Annotated in this window: 20 protein-coding genes; 1 reads left to right on the plus strand and 19 read right to left on the minus strand. The window is 48.9% G+C overall.

From position 1 onward, the window contains the following. The 11 genes from Q1A69_RS10365 to Q1A69_RS10415 are packed head-to-tail and all read right to left on the minus strand — an operon-like array spanning position 1 to position 8,574. Positions 1 to 618, minus strand: coding sequence for a hypothetical protein (locus Q1A69_RS10365; protein WP_299584898.1), 618 nt, complete (start codon positions 616 to 618; stop codon positions 1 to 3). After that, the gene (locus Q1A69_RS10370; protein WP_299584900.1) at positions 618 to 1,052 is read right to left on the minus strand and encodes an acyl-CoA thioesterase; all 435 of its coding nucleotides are present in this window, start codon (positions 1,050 to 1,052) and stop codon (positions 618 to 620) included. Before Q1A69_RS10370 ends, Q1A69_RS10365 begins: the two co-directional genes overlap by 1 nt. Next, positions 1,042 to 2,601, minus strand: a complete 1,560-nt coding sequence (locus Q1A69_RS10375; RefSeq protein ID WP_299584902.1) for an aromatic amino acid ammonia-lyase — start codon at positions 2,599 to 2,601, stop codon at positions 1,042 to 1,044. Before Q1A69_RS10375 ends, Q1A69_RS10370 begins: the two co-directional genes overlap by 11 nt. Continuing rightward, a complete protein-coding gene (locus Q1A69_RS10380; protein WP_299584904.1) occupies positions 2,598 to 3,521 on the minus strand; it encodes a hypothetical protein in 924 nt (307 codons plus the stop codon). Before Q1A69_RS10380 ends, Q1A69_RS10375 begins: the two co-directional genes overlap by 4 nt. Then, positions 3,518 to 4,258, minus strand: a complete 741-nt coding sequence (locus Q1A69_RS10385) for a glycosyltransferase family 2 protein (protein WP_299584906.1) — start codon at positions 4,256 to 4,258, stop codon at positions 3,518 to 3,520. The genes Q1A69_RS10380 and Q1A69_RS10385 overlap by 4 nt, the downstream gene beginning before the upstream one ends. Beyond that, positions 4,251 to 5,957 (minus strand): AMP-binding protein, encoded by a 1,707-nt coding sequence (locus tag Q1A69_RS10390; RefSeq protein ID WP_299584908.1) that lies wholly within the window; start codon positions 5,955 to 5,957, stop codon positions 4,251 to 4,253. The genes Q1A69_RS10385 and Q1A69_RS10390 overlap by 8 nt, the downstream gene beginning before the upstream one ends. Before the next feature lie 9 nt (positions 5,958 to 5,966). Next, the gene (locus tag Q1A69_RS10395; RefSeq protein ID WP_299584910.1) at positions 5,967 to 6,518 is read right to left on the minus strand and encodes a hypothetical protein; all 552 of its coding nucleotides are present in this window, start codon (positions 6,516 to 6,518) and stop codon (positions 5,967 to 5,969) included. Further along, positions 6,515 to 6,769 carry an acyl carrier protein gene (locus Q1A69_RS10400; RefSeq protein ID WP_299584912.1) on the minus strand — a complete coding sequence of 85 codons (255 nt, stop codon included), beginning with the start codon at positions 6,767 to 6,769 and terminating at the stop codon, positions 6,515 to 6,517. The genes Q1A69_RS10395 and Q1A69_RS10400 overlap by 4 nt, the downstream gene beginning before the upstream one ends. A gap of 11 nt (positions 6,770 to 6,780) precedes the next feature. Further along, positions 6,781 to 7,038: a phosphopantetheine-binding protein gene (locus tag Q1A69_RS10405; RefSeq protein WP_299584914.1), complete on the minus strand. Its 258-nt coding sequence runs from the start codon at positions 7,036 to 7,038 to the stop codon at positions 6,781 to 6,783. Next, positions 7,035 to 7,820: a lysophospholipid acyltransferase family protein gene (locus Q1A69_RS10410; protein WP_299584916.1), complete on the minus strand. Its 786-nt coding sequence runs from the start codon at positions 7,818 to 7,820 to the stop codon at positions 7,035 to 7,037. Before Q1A69_RS10410 ends, Q1A69_RS10405 begins: the two co-directional genes overlap by 4 nt. Beyond that, complete coding sequence (locus Q1A69_RS10415; RefSeq protein WP_366525569.1) at positions 7,810 to 8,574, minus strand: beta-ketoacyl synthase chain length factor; 765 nt, start codon at positions 8,572 to 8,574, stop codon at positions 7,810 to 7,812. The genes Q1A69_RS10410 and Q1A69_RS10415 overlap by 11 nt, the downstream gene beginning before the upstream one ends. Before the next feature lie 449 nt (positions 8,575 to 9,023). Between Q1A69_RS10415 and Q1A69_RS10420 the strand changes: the two genes are divergently transcribed. Continuing rightward, a complete protein-coding gene (locus tag Q1A69_RS10420; RefSeq protein WP_299584920.1) occupies positions 9,024 to 9,779 on the plus strand; it encodes a 4'-phosphopantetheinyl transferase superfamily protein in 756 nt (251 codons plus the stop codon). Between the two features lie 15 nt (positions 9,780 to 9,794). On the opposite strand, the gene Q1A69_RS10425 is transcribed toward Q1A69_RS10420, so the two are convergent. The 8 genes from Q1A69_RS10425 to Q1A69_RS10460 all read right to left on the minus strand — a co-directional run bounded on the left by Q1A69_RS10425 (position 9,795) and on the right by Q1A69_RS10460 (position 16,949). Further along, positions 9,795 to 11,423, minus strand: coding sequence for a M28 family metallopeptidase (locus tag Q1A69_RS10425; protein WP_299584922.1), 1,629 nt, complete (start codon positions 11,421 to 11,423; stop codon positions 9,795 to 9,797). 146 nt (positions 11,424 to 11,569) lie between these two features. Continuing rightward, on the minus strand, positions 11,570 to 12,313 hold the full coding sequence (locus Q1A69_RS10430; protein ID WP_299584924.1) for a hypothetical protein: 744 nt from the start codon (positions 12,311 to 12,313) through the stop codon (positions 11,570 to 11,572). A gap of 10 nt (positions 12,314 to 12,323) precedes the next feature. After that, positions 12,324 to 12,734, minus strand: a complete 411-nt coding sequence (locus Q1A69_RS10435) for an ACT domain-containing protein (RefSeq protein ID WP_299584926.1) — start codon at positions 12,732 to 12,734, stop codon at positions 12,324 to 12,326. Between the two features lie 152 nt (positions 12,735 to 12,886). After that, positions 12,887 to 13,600, minus strand: a complete 714-nt coding sequence (locus tag Q1A69_RS10440; RefSeq protein ID WP_299584928.1) for a hypothetical protein — start codon at positions 13,598 to 13,600, stop codon at positions 12,887 to 12,889. A gap of 77 nt (positions 13,601 to 13,677) precedes the next feature. Further along, positions 13,678 to 14,163, minus strand: coding sequence for a hypothetical protein (locus Q1A69_RS10445; RefSeq protein WP_299584930.1), 486 nt, complete (start codon positions 14,161 to 14,163; stop codon positions 13,678 to 13,680). 283 nt (positions 14,164 to 14,446) lie between these two features. After that, positions 14,447 to 14,911: an ecotin family protein gene (locus tag Q1A69_RS10450; protein ID WP_299584932.1), complete on the minus strand. Its 465-nt coding sequence runs from the start codon at positions 14,909 to 14,911 to the stop codon at positions 14,447 to 14,449. A 46-nt stretch (positions 14,912 to 14,957) separates the two neighbouring features. After that, entirely contained in the window at positions 14,958 to 16,151 is a 1,194-nt protein-coding gene (locus Q1A69_RS10455) for a hypothetical protein (protein WP_299584934.1), read from the minus strand. Between the two features lie 111 nt (positions 16,152 to 16,262). Continuing rightward, positions 16,263 to 16,949 (minus strand): thiol:disulfide interchange protein DsbA/DsbL, encoded by a 687-nt coding sequence (locus tag Q1A69_RS10460; RefSeq protein ID WP_299584936.1) that lies wholly within the window; start codon positions 16,947 to 16,949, stop codon positions 16,263 to 16,265. Between the last annotated feature and the right edge of the window lie 220 nt (positions 16,950 to 17,169).

The raw sequence follows: 17,169 nt of genomic DNA on the forward strand, positions 1-17,169 counted from the left end.
CTATTTCTGCTTATCTTCAGCGAATTCATTCAATAATTGTCTGTTATCTGGGTTAACCGGCTGCAAATCGACAATATCAATTTCAGTTAAAGACATATTGGCTTCAGACAGTATTATTTTTCGAATTTTTTGATCGCCCGCAATTTCTATTGATTCAATTATACGCCTAAAAGAATTTTGTTTAGGTGTAAGCTTAATTCGCCATTGCTCTTGTTCGAAATATGGACTCAAAATATAAGTCCGTCCCAATTTAGAAAAATCACCATTTATAATCTGTAGAAGTGAATCAGCAATCAAGTTCTCGATAATACCATTGGACGAGCGATGTTCCGACTCACTATTATCAATTTTGAATATTCGGTGTGATTCTATAGGGCTCTCAATTCTCCAACTCAATCCTAGGCTTTCGGAAATAGCTAAAACACCTGAAGAAACCAGTGGCCTGGGCAATTGTGACAGTGTTTTCTTTTGAGAGAAGGTACCGAGCATTTGCGGCGATGAAATCACGTCTTTTTCTATCTCTTCAATAACTTTCTGTTGCTCCGAAGTCAAAGGAAAGGCTACTGTGGAAGATAGAAAAGCGATGATGGATATAATTAAACGATAGACTGCTTGCACTATTTCACTCCCAGCTTTTCCAAAAGAATTGGAGGGGACGCAAATAGCATCTCGGTATTTATTATTTCAACAGCCACCTGCACGGTGTAGCCTTTTGTCAAGCGCACACCGGTATCTCTATCCGTTATTGTATAATTGATCTTGAATCGATTTTCGTATTCAGAAACTTCCGCACGAACAATAATCCACTGCTGAAACTGCAGAGGCTTCGCATAACGCACGCGCAAATCAATCACTGGCCAAGCATAACCTGAATCTTTCATCTGCGAATAGTTGTAGTCCAGCTGGTCTAGCAAAGCACATCTGGCTATTTCAAAGTACTTTGTATAATGGCCATGCCAAGCCACCTCCATCATATCCACATCATGAAATGGAATTTGTAATTGAACTTGCGCCGACCAATTTTCGGGACGTACAGATTTATTAGGTTTCATACAAGCGCCAGTGTCTTTGTTGAATCAGGGAAACGAATTTTCTTAGAGACTGTTCAAGCTCTCTATCTTCTTTTAGGAAAGAAAATTCATCGGCTATCTGCGTAATCGTGGTATTAAGGCCCGTGGACAGTTTTTCCAAATCCAGGGCGCTGACACGGACCCGTAGTTGTATGCCCTGCCACGCCACCAGCAGAGCTGCCGCGGTTGTCTGTTCCGTTAACTGCAATACCCTTATACAGTCTCTAGCAGCGATAGTGCCCATGCTAACCTTGTCCTGATTGTGGCACTCAGTAGATCTGGAAAAGACACTCGCAGGCATGGTTTGCTTCAATGCTTCAGCAGTCCAAGCACTCGCACCAATTTGAACGGCCTTAAAGCCATGGTTGATCGGCCGGCGAGAGTCCACAGCACCTGATAAATTAGCCGGTAGTCCATTATTAAATTTTATGTCGACTAGTTGGGCTATTTGTCGGTCAAGCAGATCAGAAAGGTTTGCTACAGCATTCTTCAAGCTATCCATGGCGAAAGCAATATGTCCACCATAGAAATGCCCACCGTGAAGTACTCGCTCATTTTCACCATCAATAATCGGGTTATCATTGGCACTGTTTAATTCATTGTGAATAAACTGCCGTAACCATGGTAATGAATCCTGTAACACACCGACCACATGGGGGGCACATCGTAACGAATACCGGTCCTGTAAGCGGCTATTTTGTCTTGGAGCCGCCCCTACATTCAGGTCATCATGGATCCACTTTGCAACTTGGTTTTGACCTGGATGAGGCTTCACAGCAAAAAGAGTGCTATCAAAATGGTAGGCATTACCATCTAAGGCAACACTCATCATGGCGGTAATACGGGCACTTAACTTGGCCAGATATTCAGCTCGCTTATAGGCTAAGCACGCCAATCCAGTCATTGCGGCGGTGCCATTCATTATCGCTAAGCCTTCTTTAGGGCGTAGCTTTAACGGCTCAATCTGTAATTGATCAAATACTTCAGCAACATCTCTCTGGTCGCCACGATACCAGACTTTACGTTCACCACATAAAACCGCTGCAACATAGGATAGTGGGGTCAAATCACCACTGGCACCAACTGAGCCCTCCTGTGGAATCACAGGAATAACATCTTTTTGAAGTAACAGAACCAGTTGCTGTAATAATCGATAACGAACGCCTGAATTGCCTCTCGCAAGACTGGCAATCCTGGCTGCGACAATCGCCCTACTCTGCTCAAGAGTAAAGACCTCTCCCATTCCACATCCATGGAAAGTGAATAAATGGTGAGGTAGCTCTTCCACCAGATCCACAGGAATACTTTCGGTACAGGAGTCGCCATATCCGGTCGTTACTCCATAGATCACACCTTCCTGTTGCCAAAGGCTATCTAGAAACTCAGCACCCCGATTTATCCTCGCAACAAAACTCTCTTCATCTGATAAAGAGATATCGCCACGACCAGCTGCAATGGTGTTTACCTGATCAATGGATAAATCTGTCCCATCAAAGACTATTTGGGTGCGTTGTAGTACTGCTGAATTCATTTTTGCTGATCCCAGAACGGGTAAAAGTTATACCATTGCAGAGGTGCTATATGACAATAGCGTTCCAACCTTCTCGAAAACTCTTCTATGAGAGAACGGATATGCCCTTCTCTATCGCCACGTTTCATAACAACGCGATCACAAAGTTTTTCCATATAGATATCGTAACCGGAGAAGCTGCGCAGACAGAAAAGTGTATAAACCGGACACTTGAGTAGAGCGGCAAGAATATAGGGCCCCTGCGGAAAAGGTGCCTTGCGTCCCAAAAATTCTGCTTCACAGGTACGTCCTAGCGAATTAATCGGCGTTCTATCCCCGACAATAACGATAAGTTCCCCCGCCTCAACCGCTTTGGAAAGTTGCATGGCCAATGCCGGAGATACTTCAGTCACCTGTATTAGCCTTATCTGGCTCAGTGGATTGAGCATCTTCATCATGCGGTTAAATTTCACGGCGTGTTTTGTATGCACCAATACATTCACTCGCACTTTTGTCATGCTGCCTAGTGCCCGACAAACCTCCAAATTTCCAAGGTGCGATCCAATAATTACTCCCCCCTGGCCACTCGCAGCCAACTGGTGGAGACCCGACCTTTTTGGAAAATTAACCTGGTTATCGGGAATGCCCACAAACCAGGCTTCCAGTTTTTCCCTGACACTATTTGCAAAATTAAGAAAAATTCTGAATCCAGTCTTCCAGTTCGGTTCTATACCACTATTCGGATAACGCCTAGAGAACAACTGCAGATACTCTTTAATTGAGTTCCTTCCACTGTGATTCTTTAGGTAGTAACACAGCACAACCGGATATACTGCGAGTTTAAAGGCAATTGGTCCCAGCCTATGATGTAACCAAAATAAAAACCGTATGCCAAGGAAGAATCCCTGTTCCCGATATTTGGACCAATGTAAATTACTCACGCTTTAGGTCCCATTCTCGAGATGCGTAAGGCACGAGCTACCATGCCAAAAAATAAACGTGTGTGCATCGCGGATATCAGCAAGTTGTCCTCGAACCCCCGAAAATGGGAAATACCATCTTTCGGATAACTCACTTTAACCGGCACTTGATGAAATTCCCCTTTATTCCAATACCAACGCACAATGACCTCTGGATCAAAATCCATTCGATCACCGGTATACTCTTTATCTAGTAGGTCAACGGTTCGGGATAACGGATAGCAACGCAATCCGCACATGGAATCTTTAATATCCAAAGAAAGAGTATTAATCCATATCCAAACATGGGTTAGGTAACGCCCCCACAGACGTATTCTGGGCACAGATTTGTCATATAGAGGATATCCACTAATCAGAGCCTTAGGAAATTGTCTACTCCGATCGAGAAATTGCGGTATATCAGCCGGACTATGCTGACCATCGGCATCGACTTGTATTGCATGGCTATATCCAAGTTTTCTCGCAACTCGTAAACCGTGCTTCACAGCTGCGCCTTTTCCTCCGTTATCATTGCGTATCTCCAGGTGAACTTGGGGTCTGTAGCTTTGCTCAAGGCGTTGTAATTCCTTGCGGCAGGGCTCATCACAGCCATCATCAATCAATATGTATGGCAGATTAAATTCATCCAGAGATGCAAGAGTTTCTGCAATCGCGCCTTCGTGATTGTAAACAGGTATTACAAAACAAAATTTAGACATGGCCGAAACACAACCTACCACTGCTATATTCTATTCCGCTATCATTAACGCTTCGGAAAGAATAAGTTAATCTATTTTTTTCTTGATTGAATTCCAGGGCTAGGATGACACTGTCACCCGGCATCATTAATTGCTTAAACTTAATCACTTCCATATGGGAAAAAGCACTGCCGGCCTTTAGTAGAGGACGGCCAAAATGCATAGCCCAATCTAACTGAACTACACCCGGAACCACTGGAGAAGCATCAAAATGTCCAGTTAAGCAGGGAAGATCGCTATTAACGGTGAATTCAACCTTTCCATTACTATCTATAAACTCACTGTTAATAATCTGTGGAGCCATTGCTGCTGGCATTACATCAAAAAGTTGCATTAGCAGATCTCTTGTTATTTTCCCCTGGGTATTGGTTGGGATTTCATTCACAAAACGCCAGGAACGGGGCAAGGCAACACCATCCAGATCTCTGGAAAGACTCTCTCTCAACTGGCGGACCAGAAAAGATTTTCCTTTATTTTCCAGGATTTTATTCCCAGATTCTGTTAGTGTGGCGACTATCGCAATTGCCTTACGCTTTCGTTCTACTGTAAGGGCATGGGCTGTAACTATATAAGAATCCTTCATTAAGAGGGATTCGATTTGTGTTAGAGATATTCTTTTCTCTTCAAGTTTAACGATACGATCAGCCCGACCTTGTAGCTCAAAAGAGCCATCTTCATAAATTTTTACCCTATCCTGACAAATAAATCCCCGGGGCAACCAAGGAGAAAAAACTTGGAGTAGTCCACCTCTGGCCTCAGTAACCTTTACACCTTCCAATGGATTCCATTGCTTTCCCCTTAGCTGATTTCGCCAGGCAATTCCTCCAGTTTCGGTACTACCATAAACCTCTATAGGCTCTACCCCACATAAATCATAAATAGCTTTTGCATCTGCTTCCTGTAAGGGACCACCAGAAGAAAAAATTCTCGTTAAGGACTTACCGAGCTCCCAAGGCCAAGAAGAAATACGGCGACTTAATTGCGCAGGACTGGCGATCCATACGGATGGACTCCATTTGGAGGCATCTTTAAGTAACCCCACAATATCAACATAGGTCTTACTAACAAAAGACCAGCCACTTACCACAGGCCACAGTAATTTAAACAATAGGCCATAAATATGCTGGTGACTCACCGTTGCTAATATAGTTGTATTAGCTATTCGAGATGGCCATTTTTTGTCATGCGTTATTATCTCATTCAACAATTGCTGTAGAGTCTTAACAATGATTTGCGGCTCGCCACTTGTGCCAGATGTGAAGAGTTGGATTTCGGCAGTAAAGTAGTCGGGAGGTAAAATATCTTCTTCATATTCACCTGGTATATCAACACTAAATGCCGACTTATTCGCCCAATCACCTAGAAGCAGAGTTTCTTTTCCAAAACTTTGTTGCGTAAATCGTTTATTGTTCGCAGGTATAACAACACTTTGCGTACAGGATAGTGCAGCGAAAAATAACAGGCTAAATTCGTAACTGTCTTCACAGAATAGAGCAACTTTCGTAACTCCTGTTTTGACTATGGTTTTCTTTAACTCATTTGCAACAAACGCCAATTCGTATTTGAATTGTACAAAGGAAATCTTTCCACGGTCTGTATGGCTGACTATGGCCTGGTCACTTTGATAACCAAACAGCTGCTCGAACTGTACTTCGTTCACGGCTTTAACTCACACCTTACTCTGAACATGACGGCGCAGCAGCCATTCGCCGCCCATCATAATTCCTATTAATACATACGAAATCAGACCATTAAAAATAGTCCAGATTTTTAAATTGCCGTTTAAAACAGTCGCCAGTGCGACACTTCCATTAAAAAGTAAGAACAAGCACCACGCTTTAGTTACCTTTCGAGTATAAAGCACGCCTTCGGGAGGTAAATTTGGCTCCCTCAGACGAGCTAGCCGCTCTACTATCGTTTGCGGCTGCTTTAAACTATAAAAAAATACTGAAAATAGTATTAGATTACAAAGCACTGGATACCAAAGAAGTCCGTTTGAGTCTTCTTTTAACCAGGTGATAGCGATGACTACCGCCAAGGCCAATGTCGTGAGCTTAGTGCCGATTGCTTTTTTCGCGCCGCCGAGCAATACCCTCAAAACTGCAACGACTAACAGTAATATTAAAATACTGCCTAAAGACAGATATTCGATACCAAAGTAAATCGCCAAAGGGTATAGGGTCAGAATAATGATCAATATCAACTGCGCGAATCGACTCACTGTTCTTCCATTACTTTTTGAATTGCGCTTACGACATCACCTACTGTCCTTACACTTTTAAACTCTTCGGGTGAAATTTTCTTCCCTGTAAGTTCTTTTAGACGGACAATTAGGTCGACAGCATCGATGCTATCTATATCAAGATCATCAGAGAGATGGGCATCTTCCGTTATATCTTCCTCATCAACCTCAAACATCTCAATCAGAATTTCAGTCAATTTCGGTAGAATTTCTTCTTTCTTATTTAGCATGTATACCTCTCTTACGCGCAACTACCGCTGACAAACTTGGCCAGACTATTCACATTTGCAAAATGGGACTTGGTGTTTTCATTTTCTGCATCTATGGAAATTTTATATTTCTTTTGCAATGCCAAACCCAATTCAAGTGCATCTATGGAATCAAGGCCGAGCCCCTCTCCAAAAAGTGGTTCATCTGCTACGATTTCTTCAGGAGTAATATCTTCCAAATTTAATACATCAATAATCAGGATCTTAAGTTCTTCAACTAGCTCTTTCACGCAGCACACTCCTCGGTATAAAATTCTTTTAATTTTTGGGTAACATGTCTTGCCGACAATGGACTTTCATTTTTTTCCACTGTCTTGAGTAAACCCCTAGATTCAGTAATATCAAATTCAAAGTGTGGTCTCGACAGAGGAATGCTGTACCACGGTATATTCTTCATTAGCATCGGTGGATTACAACGAATAGTAACGAGTGTCGGGTTTGTATCAGAACGAAGTGCCATATATGCGGCTCCACGCTGAAATCTGAAAGGTTTTCCTGGTATAGAACGCGTTCCTTCAGGGAAGAGCACTACAGACTCTCCTCTACCCAAAGACTTAGAGGCGAGCTTAATTATTCTCTCTGGGTCATCATTAGGAATATAACCGGCTGTCATTACTGCCCCGCGCATAAACGGATTTTGAAACAAGCTGGCTTTAACGATGCAGTTTGCATTTGGTATACGAGATATCAGAAATACAACATCAATCAACGAGGGATGGTTTGCCAATATCAACCGGCCGGGTTCCCGCAGCTTATTTTCATCACAAAAGTGATAAGTGTAGATCCCTGTTTTATGCATAAAGCCAATAAATAATCGAAACGCATAATGTATAATTAATCTTGCCTTACGCTTACGCACTTCTGCATCGGGATAAATTATTCTCAGTGGCGGAAATAAAATAAACCGAAGAATCAGCCCTCCAAGGCCAAATAAACTAAATGCTGTTGCGGTGGCCAGTAGTCTCAGCCAATAGTAGTCACTGCGTTTTGTTGATATAAATCTAGTCAGCATTAATACAGAGCTCCCAGCCCAGACCAACCGGAACAGATCCCGATTTTTCTAACAACACACGGACTATCGGCAACTGATAGTCAGGAGCCTTAAACGCCGATTGAACTTTCACTTTTTTTGAGGGTAGCAATGAGGCTCTCAGTCCGTAGCTTTCTTCTCCTGGCTTTGTCAGCAGTAAGGCGGTTGCGCAAATGGCCGATGGACTTTCTGAACTGGGTTGATACATTTCAGGCAAAGGCTCCTCATAAAAAAGTAGAAGTAACTGCTTTGTCCCTTCTTGTAAAATACCAACGGCTTCCATTAGGCCTGCTTGCAGTGGGAAGTCACCTCCGGCCAAAGCCAGAGCTGGTGAGCGCACTTTACCCGCAATTGATAATTGGCCCACGATGGCATTGTGGACGGATAATCCAAAAGCGGTCGGCGATAAGTCCTCCTCCTTTGCAACATCTTGCAAAAGGGCGTAGGTTCTCTTTGCCTCCCCATGTACAGAGCAACACAACATGGGAATATCCCGCTGCTGTAGGAGTGGATAGGCAGTATTAAATACCGCTTTGGACAATGGACTTAAGCGACGGCGCTGCATCGCAGGTAAAAAGGAAACATCGGCCTGGATATTTTCTTTCGGCGTCATCCCACCATTGCGCCAACTCTGCCATTCCGCCGGCTCCGAGATCCCCGAATACCATGCCCGCCACTCGGAAACTATAAATTCGATAGACAAACCACATTTATGGAGCAGTGCCCCATCCCCCAATATAAATTCTCTGTAACCGATCTAGCCCAATATTGTTTTTGGGTGACTTTTGGGCTTTCCGCGACCGACGACAGGCCGGAATGGTACACAAAGTGATCAACTGCCGCCAGTAAAAGAGCCTGAATTTCGGACCGATTGGTTCCTTGAATTACAGGTCAGTACAGGGGCTTTTCATGGGAAATTTTCTTTCGTACCATCGTTCAGGTTTGGTCTGGCCTAAAGGACCTATGAATCCTAAATATCTGTTGGCAGCCTAGACACTTTGCTGCACAGGAATTTAATTCCCTCAAGGTTGCACTTCATGGAAAATCATACGCGAAAATCCAAAATATACTTCGCCGAGGTATCTGGCGAGCGACTTTAAGCTGCCTCTAGGGATCTAGCTTTTACCTGTCTTACCACAAGGACTGACCAACGTGTTTTTTATAATATGGGCCGAATAGGATGTAATGATTCAGTTTACTTGTTCATCGTTCATCGACTGGTCCAATGATTGGCAGTCTATCTCATCACTTTTATTAAGTAGTGCTGAACACACACGCTTGGAAAGCATTCGTCGTACCAGCCGCAAAAAACAATTTCTTGCCGGGCGTCTACTCGCTAGAACCCTTTTAGCCGAACAGTTCGGTTGTTTTCCCCAGGAACTTGAGCTTGATGCTAATCGGCCATCAGTGGCCTATCTCGCCGGCGCTCCGCTTGCAAATCTCTCGATAAGTCATACTTCAGACTACTTAGCAGTCACAGTATCTAAAGCCCCTATAGGTATTGACTGCGAAAGAAGCTATCCAATAAGGAATTGGCTAGACATTGCCCAGAATTACTTTAGCTCCTACGAAGTGTCTTGGCTGCGACAACAGCCTGCCCACCTTCTGGAAAAGGGGTTCATGAGTATCTGGACTGCAAAAGAAGCACTTGCTAAATGCAGTGGCCACGACTTTGGCAAGTTACTCGCGGTATCTTCGCCTGTTGGGGAGAGGGAAAATTGGCCGGAGCCATATTCTAGTTATCGCTGTTGGCAAGGAAAAACGCAAGAGAGTACCTACCTCTGCCTGGTGGTTAAACCCAATACCAACTTCACGCCAAGTGTATTGACCGGGACATACAGAACCAGCTTTGATGATAGAGTAACTCGTGAAATACGATTAAGAGCAATGCCCAGCTCTGCAAACCCCTTGATGATCCGAAATCAGGGGGTTTACAAATAATTCTTCTAGTTTTTCTTATTTTTTATCAAACAAGTTCCCAAAGAAATCCCCTTCATACCAAGAGGGCCTTTCCTCGGCATCGGCCACTTCGCGGGCGATCAAGTAGTTCACCTCGGTAAACTGCTTGGCAGCCACATAGTCAATTCCCGCATCCGGGGCATCGCCGGGTTTGTGGTAACGCTCGCGCAGGAAAGCAACCTGCTTGGCAGTGCCATCGATTTTTGGATCCTGAGCCTCGCGCCCTGTGATCAGGTATATAGATGGGACTCCACGACGAACAAAATTGTAGTGATCGCTACGGACAAAAATGACTTCTTCCGGCATGGGGTCCGGGCTCAATTTCAGACCACTGAGGCCGGCGGCGCGCTCGGCGATCTGCCCCAGGGTGGAGTGCTCGGCACCGAAGGCAATAATGTCGCGGAAGGGGTAAAGCAGCATGGGCATATCCAGGTTGATATTGGCCACAATCGACTGCATTGGCACGGTGGGATATTCGGCAAAGTAATCCGAGCCCAGCAGCCCTTTCTCCTCTCCGGTCACAGCAACAAACAGCAGGGATCGGCGCGGGGCTCGGCCGGATTCCACAAACAGGCGTGCGGTCTCCAGCATTACGGCGATTCCCGCCGCGTTGTCCTGGGCTCCGTAGTAAATCTGACCGTCATCCTTCTTACCGATATGATCCAGATGCGCTGAAAAAACCACATATTCATCTTTCAGCTGGGGATCACTGCCGGGTAGGAGAGCCACCACATTGGGGCTGACCACTTTTTTATGGCTGGAGTGAGTACTTAGATCAACACGGTAAGGCAAGACAAAACCTTTCGGGCTCTGCTTGGCTTCCATCTCGGTAAAGATGCTCTCCAGGCTGCGCTGTGCATCGACAAACAGTTTGGCCGCGGCGGAACTGTTGAGCATCACACCGGGAAACAAGCCGGGTGTGGCGCTACCCGGCAGATTTTCCCGGTTTACCCAGTCGAAGGTGTCATCGTGGCGATGCTCCGCATAGCGAGCAAAGGGGCGGCGCTTTTCCCGCTCAGGTGTATAGAGGGTGATATAGCCCAGGGCACCGTGGCGGGCGGCAGTTTCGCGCTTATTGCGGCTGGAGGCGTAGTGCGCACCGACCTCGCTGGGCAAACTCTGGGGACGACCACTCAGTATTACCGCAACCTTGCCTTCCACATCGAGGCCCACGTAGTCATTGAGACCGTAGTCCGGGGCCTCAATACCGTAGCCGACAAAAACCAGTTCGGCCTGCAACGCGCTACGCTCACTGACCGCCGAAGGTGCGGCGATAAAGTCCTCACCAAACACAAAGGGAACATCGCCCCGGCCGCCCTTAAGCACAAAAGTAGGTTCTTTACCATTCCAGCTAGCCCGGCGGAAAGGTACTTCCTGGAAATAACCCTGCTCACCGGCCGGTGCCAAACCCATAGACTGAAACTGTTCGGCCACATACTGCGCCGCCTTGAGATAACCCGCACTGCCCGTATTTCTTCCGGCCAATTCCTCTGATGCCAGGTAATTCACGTCCCGGCGAATATCGTCGATATTCGCACTGGGCGCTGTGTTTGTGCTTGTGGAAACGGCAGTGCAGGCCACTAGCAGGGTTGCCAGCAGGCCACTCAGCAGGATCTTGCTTCTCATGGGAACTCTACTTATCGAATAAAACATCGCGCACGGCTACGGCTATTGCCGCGCCAAAAATTGGAGCGCAAGCTTACCATGATCTAGCTCGATCGAGCGCAGCTCAAGGTGAGTGGTTACACACTATCCGAGGACCACTTGAGCAACTAGGCCGCCCTGCTGAGGCCTGGAAACGCCCGGTTTATCGCTTCGGCCACCTTCTCATGGGCTCGATCGACACAGAATTCACCGTGGGCGGCCAGGTAGTGCAGGAATGGCAGCGCCAGCAGCCGCTCGAAATCCTCCTGTAGCCAATAGCGCAAATCCCGCCCCTCTGGTGTCATGCGTGCCCGCCAAGCCGGTGGCACCTGCATACCGGTTCGCATACCCGACAAACGCAGAAGATTGCGTCCGCACCAGCTGCATCCGCACCATTTACCCCAGTACTGCAACGCATCGCAGCCCAGCAGTAAGCCGCCATTGCAGGGCAGCCACCACAGTGCCTCTGGGTAGCGGCTGTGACTGAGTTCCACAAAGCGACCTCCCGGTATTGGCGAGTCCCCTCCCTCCTTTAACAGCCGGTCAGCGCTGGGAGGGTAAAAGTCCGATCCCGCCTGACGCCAAAAGGTCAGATCGAAGTGGTCGCGATAATAGAGGTCGTCCTGGCCATGGTGGTATCCCAGGCGTACCGCGTGCGAAATCCGCCCAAGATCCAGTAATTTCTCCTCCTGGGCCGGACGCAGACGCACCGGATTCACCAGCACCAGTTCCTCGCGCCAGCGCACGATAGCCATATTGCGATTGATACTGACCGCCGGGGCCAGCTTTACCGTCCCCGGGACATAAAACAGATCAGGCAGGAGTTGGCGGATTTCTCCGTGGGGCTGTGGCTGTGGGTAGTTGATACGCACTGACCAATACTCAGGTGTAATACACCCGATTGCTCAGTCCGCGCAAAAGCTGTAGGGCCTGCTGCGCACTCTCTTCCGGAACAAAGACGTGGTCGTGACGCAGCGCATTGACCATGTTGGCGACTATACCTGCATCGGCCAACTCCCTGGCCACAGTCGCGGTCAGGCCCACCGCACTGAGTCCGGAAAATACCTGCAGGGTGATTTGTCGGAAAGGACCACTGGAGGCGATACCGTACTGCTGCGCCAAACACTTGGGTAAAATCGCACTCATACCCTCCCCCTCGCGAAAAATACACAGACTCTGTGCTAAAACCTCTTCCAACCGAGCATCTGAAACCTGGCAAAATACGTAGGTTTCCTCCTGCAATTTGGGATACATATTCCGCAATATATTTGCGAGAGAAACTTCTGCGCTCATACCCGATTTGCCATTAATAAAACCCGCCGAGGAAAAAGCATGGTTTACAGGTTCCCAGCAAAAGCCAGCTAAGTCTTTTTCCCTTAGGAAATACCACGCGGCCCTTTGCTCAACTGTCGATCAATACCACTCTATTTCTGTGGAATTTTATTTTAATTTCGCTTGCGGCCTTTCACGCTTTTTTTTGCTGGTTTTTTTAATTCTTCACCTTCAAATTCCGGCTCCCCCGGTGCGGGAGTGGTATCCACCTCAAGTTCAGGAGAATCCTTTTGCTCCCAACGCTGCAGGACTCGGTCGATAGCTTTCTCCAGGCGCACATGGGGAAACTCCGGACAGGCGGCATTTCGTTCTGGGTCGTGCCAGGCGGACAGGGGGGCAACAAAAACCACCAGGGATTTGTGCAGGTGATTGCGTCCGATACTGACTTCCGTCCAAGTTGTTTGCCAGGCGTATTTTCCCCGCACGGAATAATCGCTCTCATAGGATTTCAACGTGAGGAAATAGGGATATATTTTTCCCCGACGGCAAATTATTCTGCGCCCGGTTTTAATATTGGCCATCTGTGTGAAAGGGTCGAAATACCAGTGGATATCGTAACCAAAGGCAAACTGCATTTTTCCATTTTGCGGCAGGAAGGCATAGGAGCGGCCGGTGCCATCGGATTTCAGGCTCCACACATGGCGGGCCTCACCGTCTCTTGAAATCAGCCAGGCACCTACCCATTGGCTGGCATCCAAACGCGATTGGGCATGCCAGCCTGTCACCCTTTGTTTTTTTTCTTTCTCTTTTTTCTGCTCTTCCTTGGCCGAAGCTGCAACACAAGTGAGCAAAAATATCAGCGCCAACACCAGGGGCCTTTGCATCACAGCTTTACTCCAATACTCGGCGAACGCCTCCCTGAGTGAATAAATCCTGCGGCCTCTCACACGGCTGGTGATAACACTCAGCTGGCAATATCGGGACAATTACTGCCAGCTTTGGGCGTACTCCAGCTACTGAGTCGACGCTGGAAGCTCAGCAGGCCCCCGCCAGCCTGTAGCCAGTGCCGCCCATCGATGACCGCGAACAGTAAGGTGGAACGACTCCAACCCCGAAATGCCACCGACACCACACCGCCCTTGCAACTGACCGATGCCCCCGTGCGCACTCGCACACGATCGCCATCCAGCTGCCAATTGATGGCAAAACCATGGGTCAGCCTGCCACCGGGATTAAAGCCATAAGCAAAACCGGAACCATCGGCATTGAGTTGCCACACCAACTGGTCATCGCCCTCACTAACCACCAGCCAATTGCCCGCCCATTTTTGCTGGGCCGACTCTGCGGTTGCGGCCAGAGGCAAAAGCAGGAAAAGTGCCAGGATAATCGCGTAACTTTGCAGCAGGGAGACAAAAACAGGACTCGGAGGGGAATTACGCAAAGACTTCATGCGCTGCTCTACCGTATAGGCTCCACGGCAATTACCGCGGAGTAGGGTTACTGTGAACGGCGGCTGACATCACCGCCAACGTTCCTGGCCGGTTACGGCAATAAGCCAAAAAAACCGGCGTGAAAAATCGCACAGGCGCTTTTTTTCACATCCCTTGCTTAGTAAGGCTAGACGCAAAATCCCACAGTGGCATTAGAAGCATTAAAAATATTTATTGTGGCGCCACTGTGTTGGGGGAATTAGTGGAGGGTCAGGAAGACAGAAGATAAACGCGGACAAAACTTTATTCGGAACGGGCATCCGAGAGATTTTTATCTGCCCGCCATACACGGTACTTCAGCTGAACATCCTCGGGTAGGTACACCACCAGGGGCTGGCTACTCGTATAAGGCAGGATCAATCCATCTCCGCGCACCCGAATAAAACGGCGGGATTCAGAACCGGGCGCGCACACTTTTCGCGGGCCCTGCGTGGGCTTCAGGTCCGCCAATACAAAATAGGGGTAACCCCAGCCCGGCAGCACTTGGCGCTGTAAGGGCGCACGAAAACTACGCAGGTTACAATCGGCCACCGAGCTCTTCCCCGGAACCAGCTCAACCATAAAGCGGCTTTCATCGACCACCTTGGGAAGCTCGATCACATGCCGTCGCTTGCCATCCACTTCTGCGGGAAAAGCATCCAAGGGTTCCGCCGCCTGAAGTGGGGCCACACAACAAAGAAAAAGGGCTGACATTAGGGCTCTTGCCATGGGCAACTTCCTCACCGCTGAGTCACTGAATTGGCGCACAAACCTCTTAAAGTCTAGCCCGCTTTCTCCGGCGCAGTCCCCACCAAAGCGATAGTCCCAGCGCCAGTGCCAGCGTAAAGAGCAGGATTGCCCATAAATACTGACGCTCACCTCCCAGGGTCGGTTCGAGTTGGTCGCGAGCCCTAGCCAACAGTGTGCGCAAATTTTGCATCGAGGCGATTACCTCGGCATTGGGCGCACCGGCAAGGGCTTCCCGGCGCAGCTTCTGCCACTGCGTCTGTAACTGGCTGAGCAAAACCGCATCGTGTCTCTCAATTTGTTGCTCTAGAGGCTGGTAACCCTCGCGATAGGCGAGCATCAATTTATGGTAAGCACCGGCATTATCCCCGCCCCGGTAAGCCGTTTCCGCCAGCTGCAGCAAGCCCTCGGCTCGGGCTAGGGGGTGCTCCAGTGAGCGCACCAAATGAGGGTGCCCCCGCCACCACATCAGAGCGTTTCTGACACTGCTGGGCAACTCGATCGGCCGAGTGACCGCCATGCCCGGCAGCCCCACCAGGGCCGGGTAGCGCTCGGCGAGATCGGCGGAGGGTGGCAGCTGGTTCTTTACCGCAAAGGCGGCCACGGTCACAGCCAATGCCCAGCGTTGCCTGCTATCCAAGTCACCATCGATGCGATGACTGTGCACCGTGTCTACAGAGGGATCGAGGGTGTTATAGAAATCGTAAAGGCTGAAACTCGCCATCCGCGAAACATTTCGCAAATCAGGCACCGCACCGCCACCCTGCCCCCAGTTGCCATGGCACCTGGCGCAACGTTGGCGATAAAGAGGCATAGCCAGGCTTGCGGAGGGCAGGGAGTGCACCGGAGAGCGCTGCATTTGGTAGAGCGCGGCCAGGCGGTCGGCTATCTCATTGGCACGCCTGCGTACGGCTTCACCACTATCGCGGCGCCGAATGGCCTCTTGCAGCTCGCCTATGCCACTCTCCAGGGTTGCGCGGCCCGGCTTATCCGGCAGTTCCCGCACCAGCTCCAGAGCCTGAACCGCATGGTGTTGTTGGAGTCGATAGAGGTCGGTATCGAGAAGTTGGCCATTATCGACGCTCTCTCCGTAATCCACCGCAATATAGGAAAGTAAATTACTCGCGCGCGCGGCCAACCTGTCGTTCTCCGTCGCCTGCTGCGCCCACAGGGGTTGGAACGAGAGGACCAGCAAGCACAAACAGATCCATGGATATCGCAAAAGTGACTTCCTGTGACCAGCAGCTGCAGGGAATAGCGGGATTATTTCAGTGTGGCAAAGATGCAGGCATAAAAAACCCCGCACTAGGCGGGGTTTTACTCGGCAGGGGCATTAGCCGCGGTCGGCGCGCTCCTTGGCAATCAGGTAATCCGCTACCTGTAACATCAGTTCCTGACCATTGCTCTTGCCTTTATAGCCTGGCAGCGAGGAGCTAATGCGGTACTTACCGGCAACAACCACTTCGGGCGTACCAGTCATTTTGTAAGCGCGCTGATTGGCCACACCCTGCTTGACCTTGCTGTTGATAGCAAAGGAGTTCATCAGCTTGGCAGCCTTGGCACCATCGGCACCGTGCTTGTTAAACAGGGCTTCAATGGCCGCGAGGTCTGGCTTAAAGTCTCGACCTTCACGAATTGCCAGCATTTGGCGCTGGTTGTAGATGGTGTTGAACAGCGGGGTGTGCATCTTGTCGAGAACGCCCATGGCATCGGCCACGTAGAACAGGCGGGCGTGAACATCCATCACCGGTTGCCAGATCGCGGGCAGCTTGTGCAGGGCCACATCGCTGGGCATTTTTTCTTTCCAGCGATCCAGAGTGGACTCAAAGTGGTAGCAGTGGGCGCAGCCGTACCAGAACATCTCGGTCACTTCGATCTTGTTGGGATCTTTCTGCGCTACCGTCTGTGGCAGCACTTGGTAATATTGACCAGCCTTAAATTCACCGCTTTCCTGGGCGCAGGCGACAAGGCTGAACAACACAGCCAAAACCATCGTTATCGGGGCGAGCACTGCTCTCATAAGTCTTCTCCAGCTTGTACATTCGTGGTTCGAGCGCCTGTTATGCGGCGTACTGTCTGGCCACTGAGGACACAATAGACAGCGCAGATTATTTAAGTTCCCACCGCCAGGCGCAAGGAAAGGTCGCAAAAGTGGCCATACTGTACCCAATTCCTACCCCTGTGAGCGAGCGCTAGGCATAAAAAAGGCCGGTGTGTGACCGGCCTCTCGTTGTTGTAGT

It is taken from the genome of uncultured Microbulbifer sp. (assembly GCF_947498635.1).
Taxonomy (GTDB): Bacteria; Pseudomonadota; Gammaproteobacteria; order Pseudomonadales; family Cellvibrionaceae; genus Microbulbifer; species Microbulbifer echini.

Coding starts and splice junctions, on each gene's coding strand:
- Q1A69_RS10370 (WP_299584900.1), bottom strand. CDS start 1,052: ATGAAACCTAATAAATCTGTACGTCCCGAAAATTGGTCGGCGCAAGTT.
- Q1A69_RS10375 (WP_299584902.1), bottom strand. CDS start 2,601: ATGAATTCAGCAGTACTACAACGCACCCAAATAGTCTTTGATGGGACA.
- Q1A69_RS10385 (WP_299584906.1), bottom strand. CDS start 4,258: ATGTCTAAATTTTGTTTTGTAATACCTGTTTACAATCACGAAGGCGCG.
- Q1A69_RS10400 (WP_299584912.1), bottom strand. CDS start 6,769: ATGCTAAATAAGAAAGAAGAAATTCTACCGAAATTGACTGAAATTCTG.
- Q1A69_RS10410 (WP_299584916.1), bottom strand. CDS start 7,820: ATGCTGACTAGATTTATATCAACAAAACGCAGTGACTACTATTGGCTG.
- Q1A69_RS10420 (WP_299584920.1), top strand. CDS start 9,024: ATGATTCAGTTTACTTGTTCATCGTTCATCGACTGGTCCAATGATTGG.
- Q1A69_RS10425 (WP_299584922.1), bottom strand. CDS start 11,423: ATGAGAAGCAAGATCCTGCTGAGTGGCCTGCTGGCAACCCTGCTAGTG.
- Q1A69_RS10435 (WP_299584926.1), bottom strand. CDS start 12,734: ATGAGCGCAGAAGTTTCTCTCGCAAATATATTGCGGAATATGTATCCC.
- Q1A69_RS10445 (WP_299584930.1), bottom strand. CDS start 14,163: ATGAAGTCTTTGCGTAATTCCCCTCCGAGTCCTGTTTTTGTCTCCCTG.
- Q1A69_RS10450 (WP_299584932.1), bottom strand. CDS start 14,911: ATGGCAAGAGCCCTAATGTCAGCCCTTTTTCTTTGTTGTGTGGCCCCA.
- Q1A69_RS10460 (WP_299584936.1), bottom strand. CDS start 16,949: ATGAGAGCAGTGCTCGCCCCGATAACGATGGTTTTGGCTGTGTTGTTC.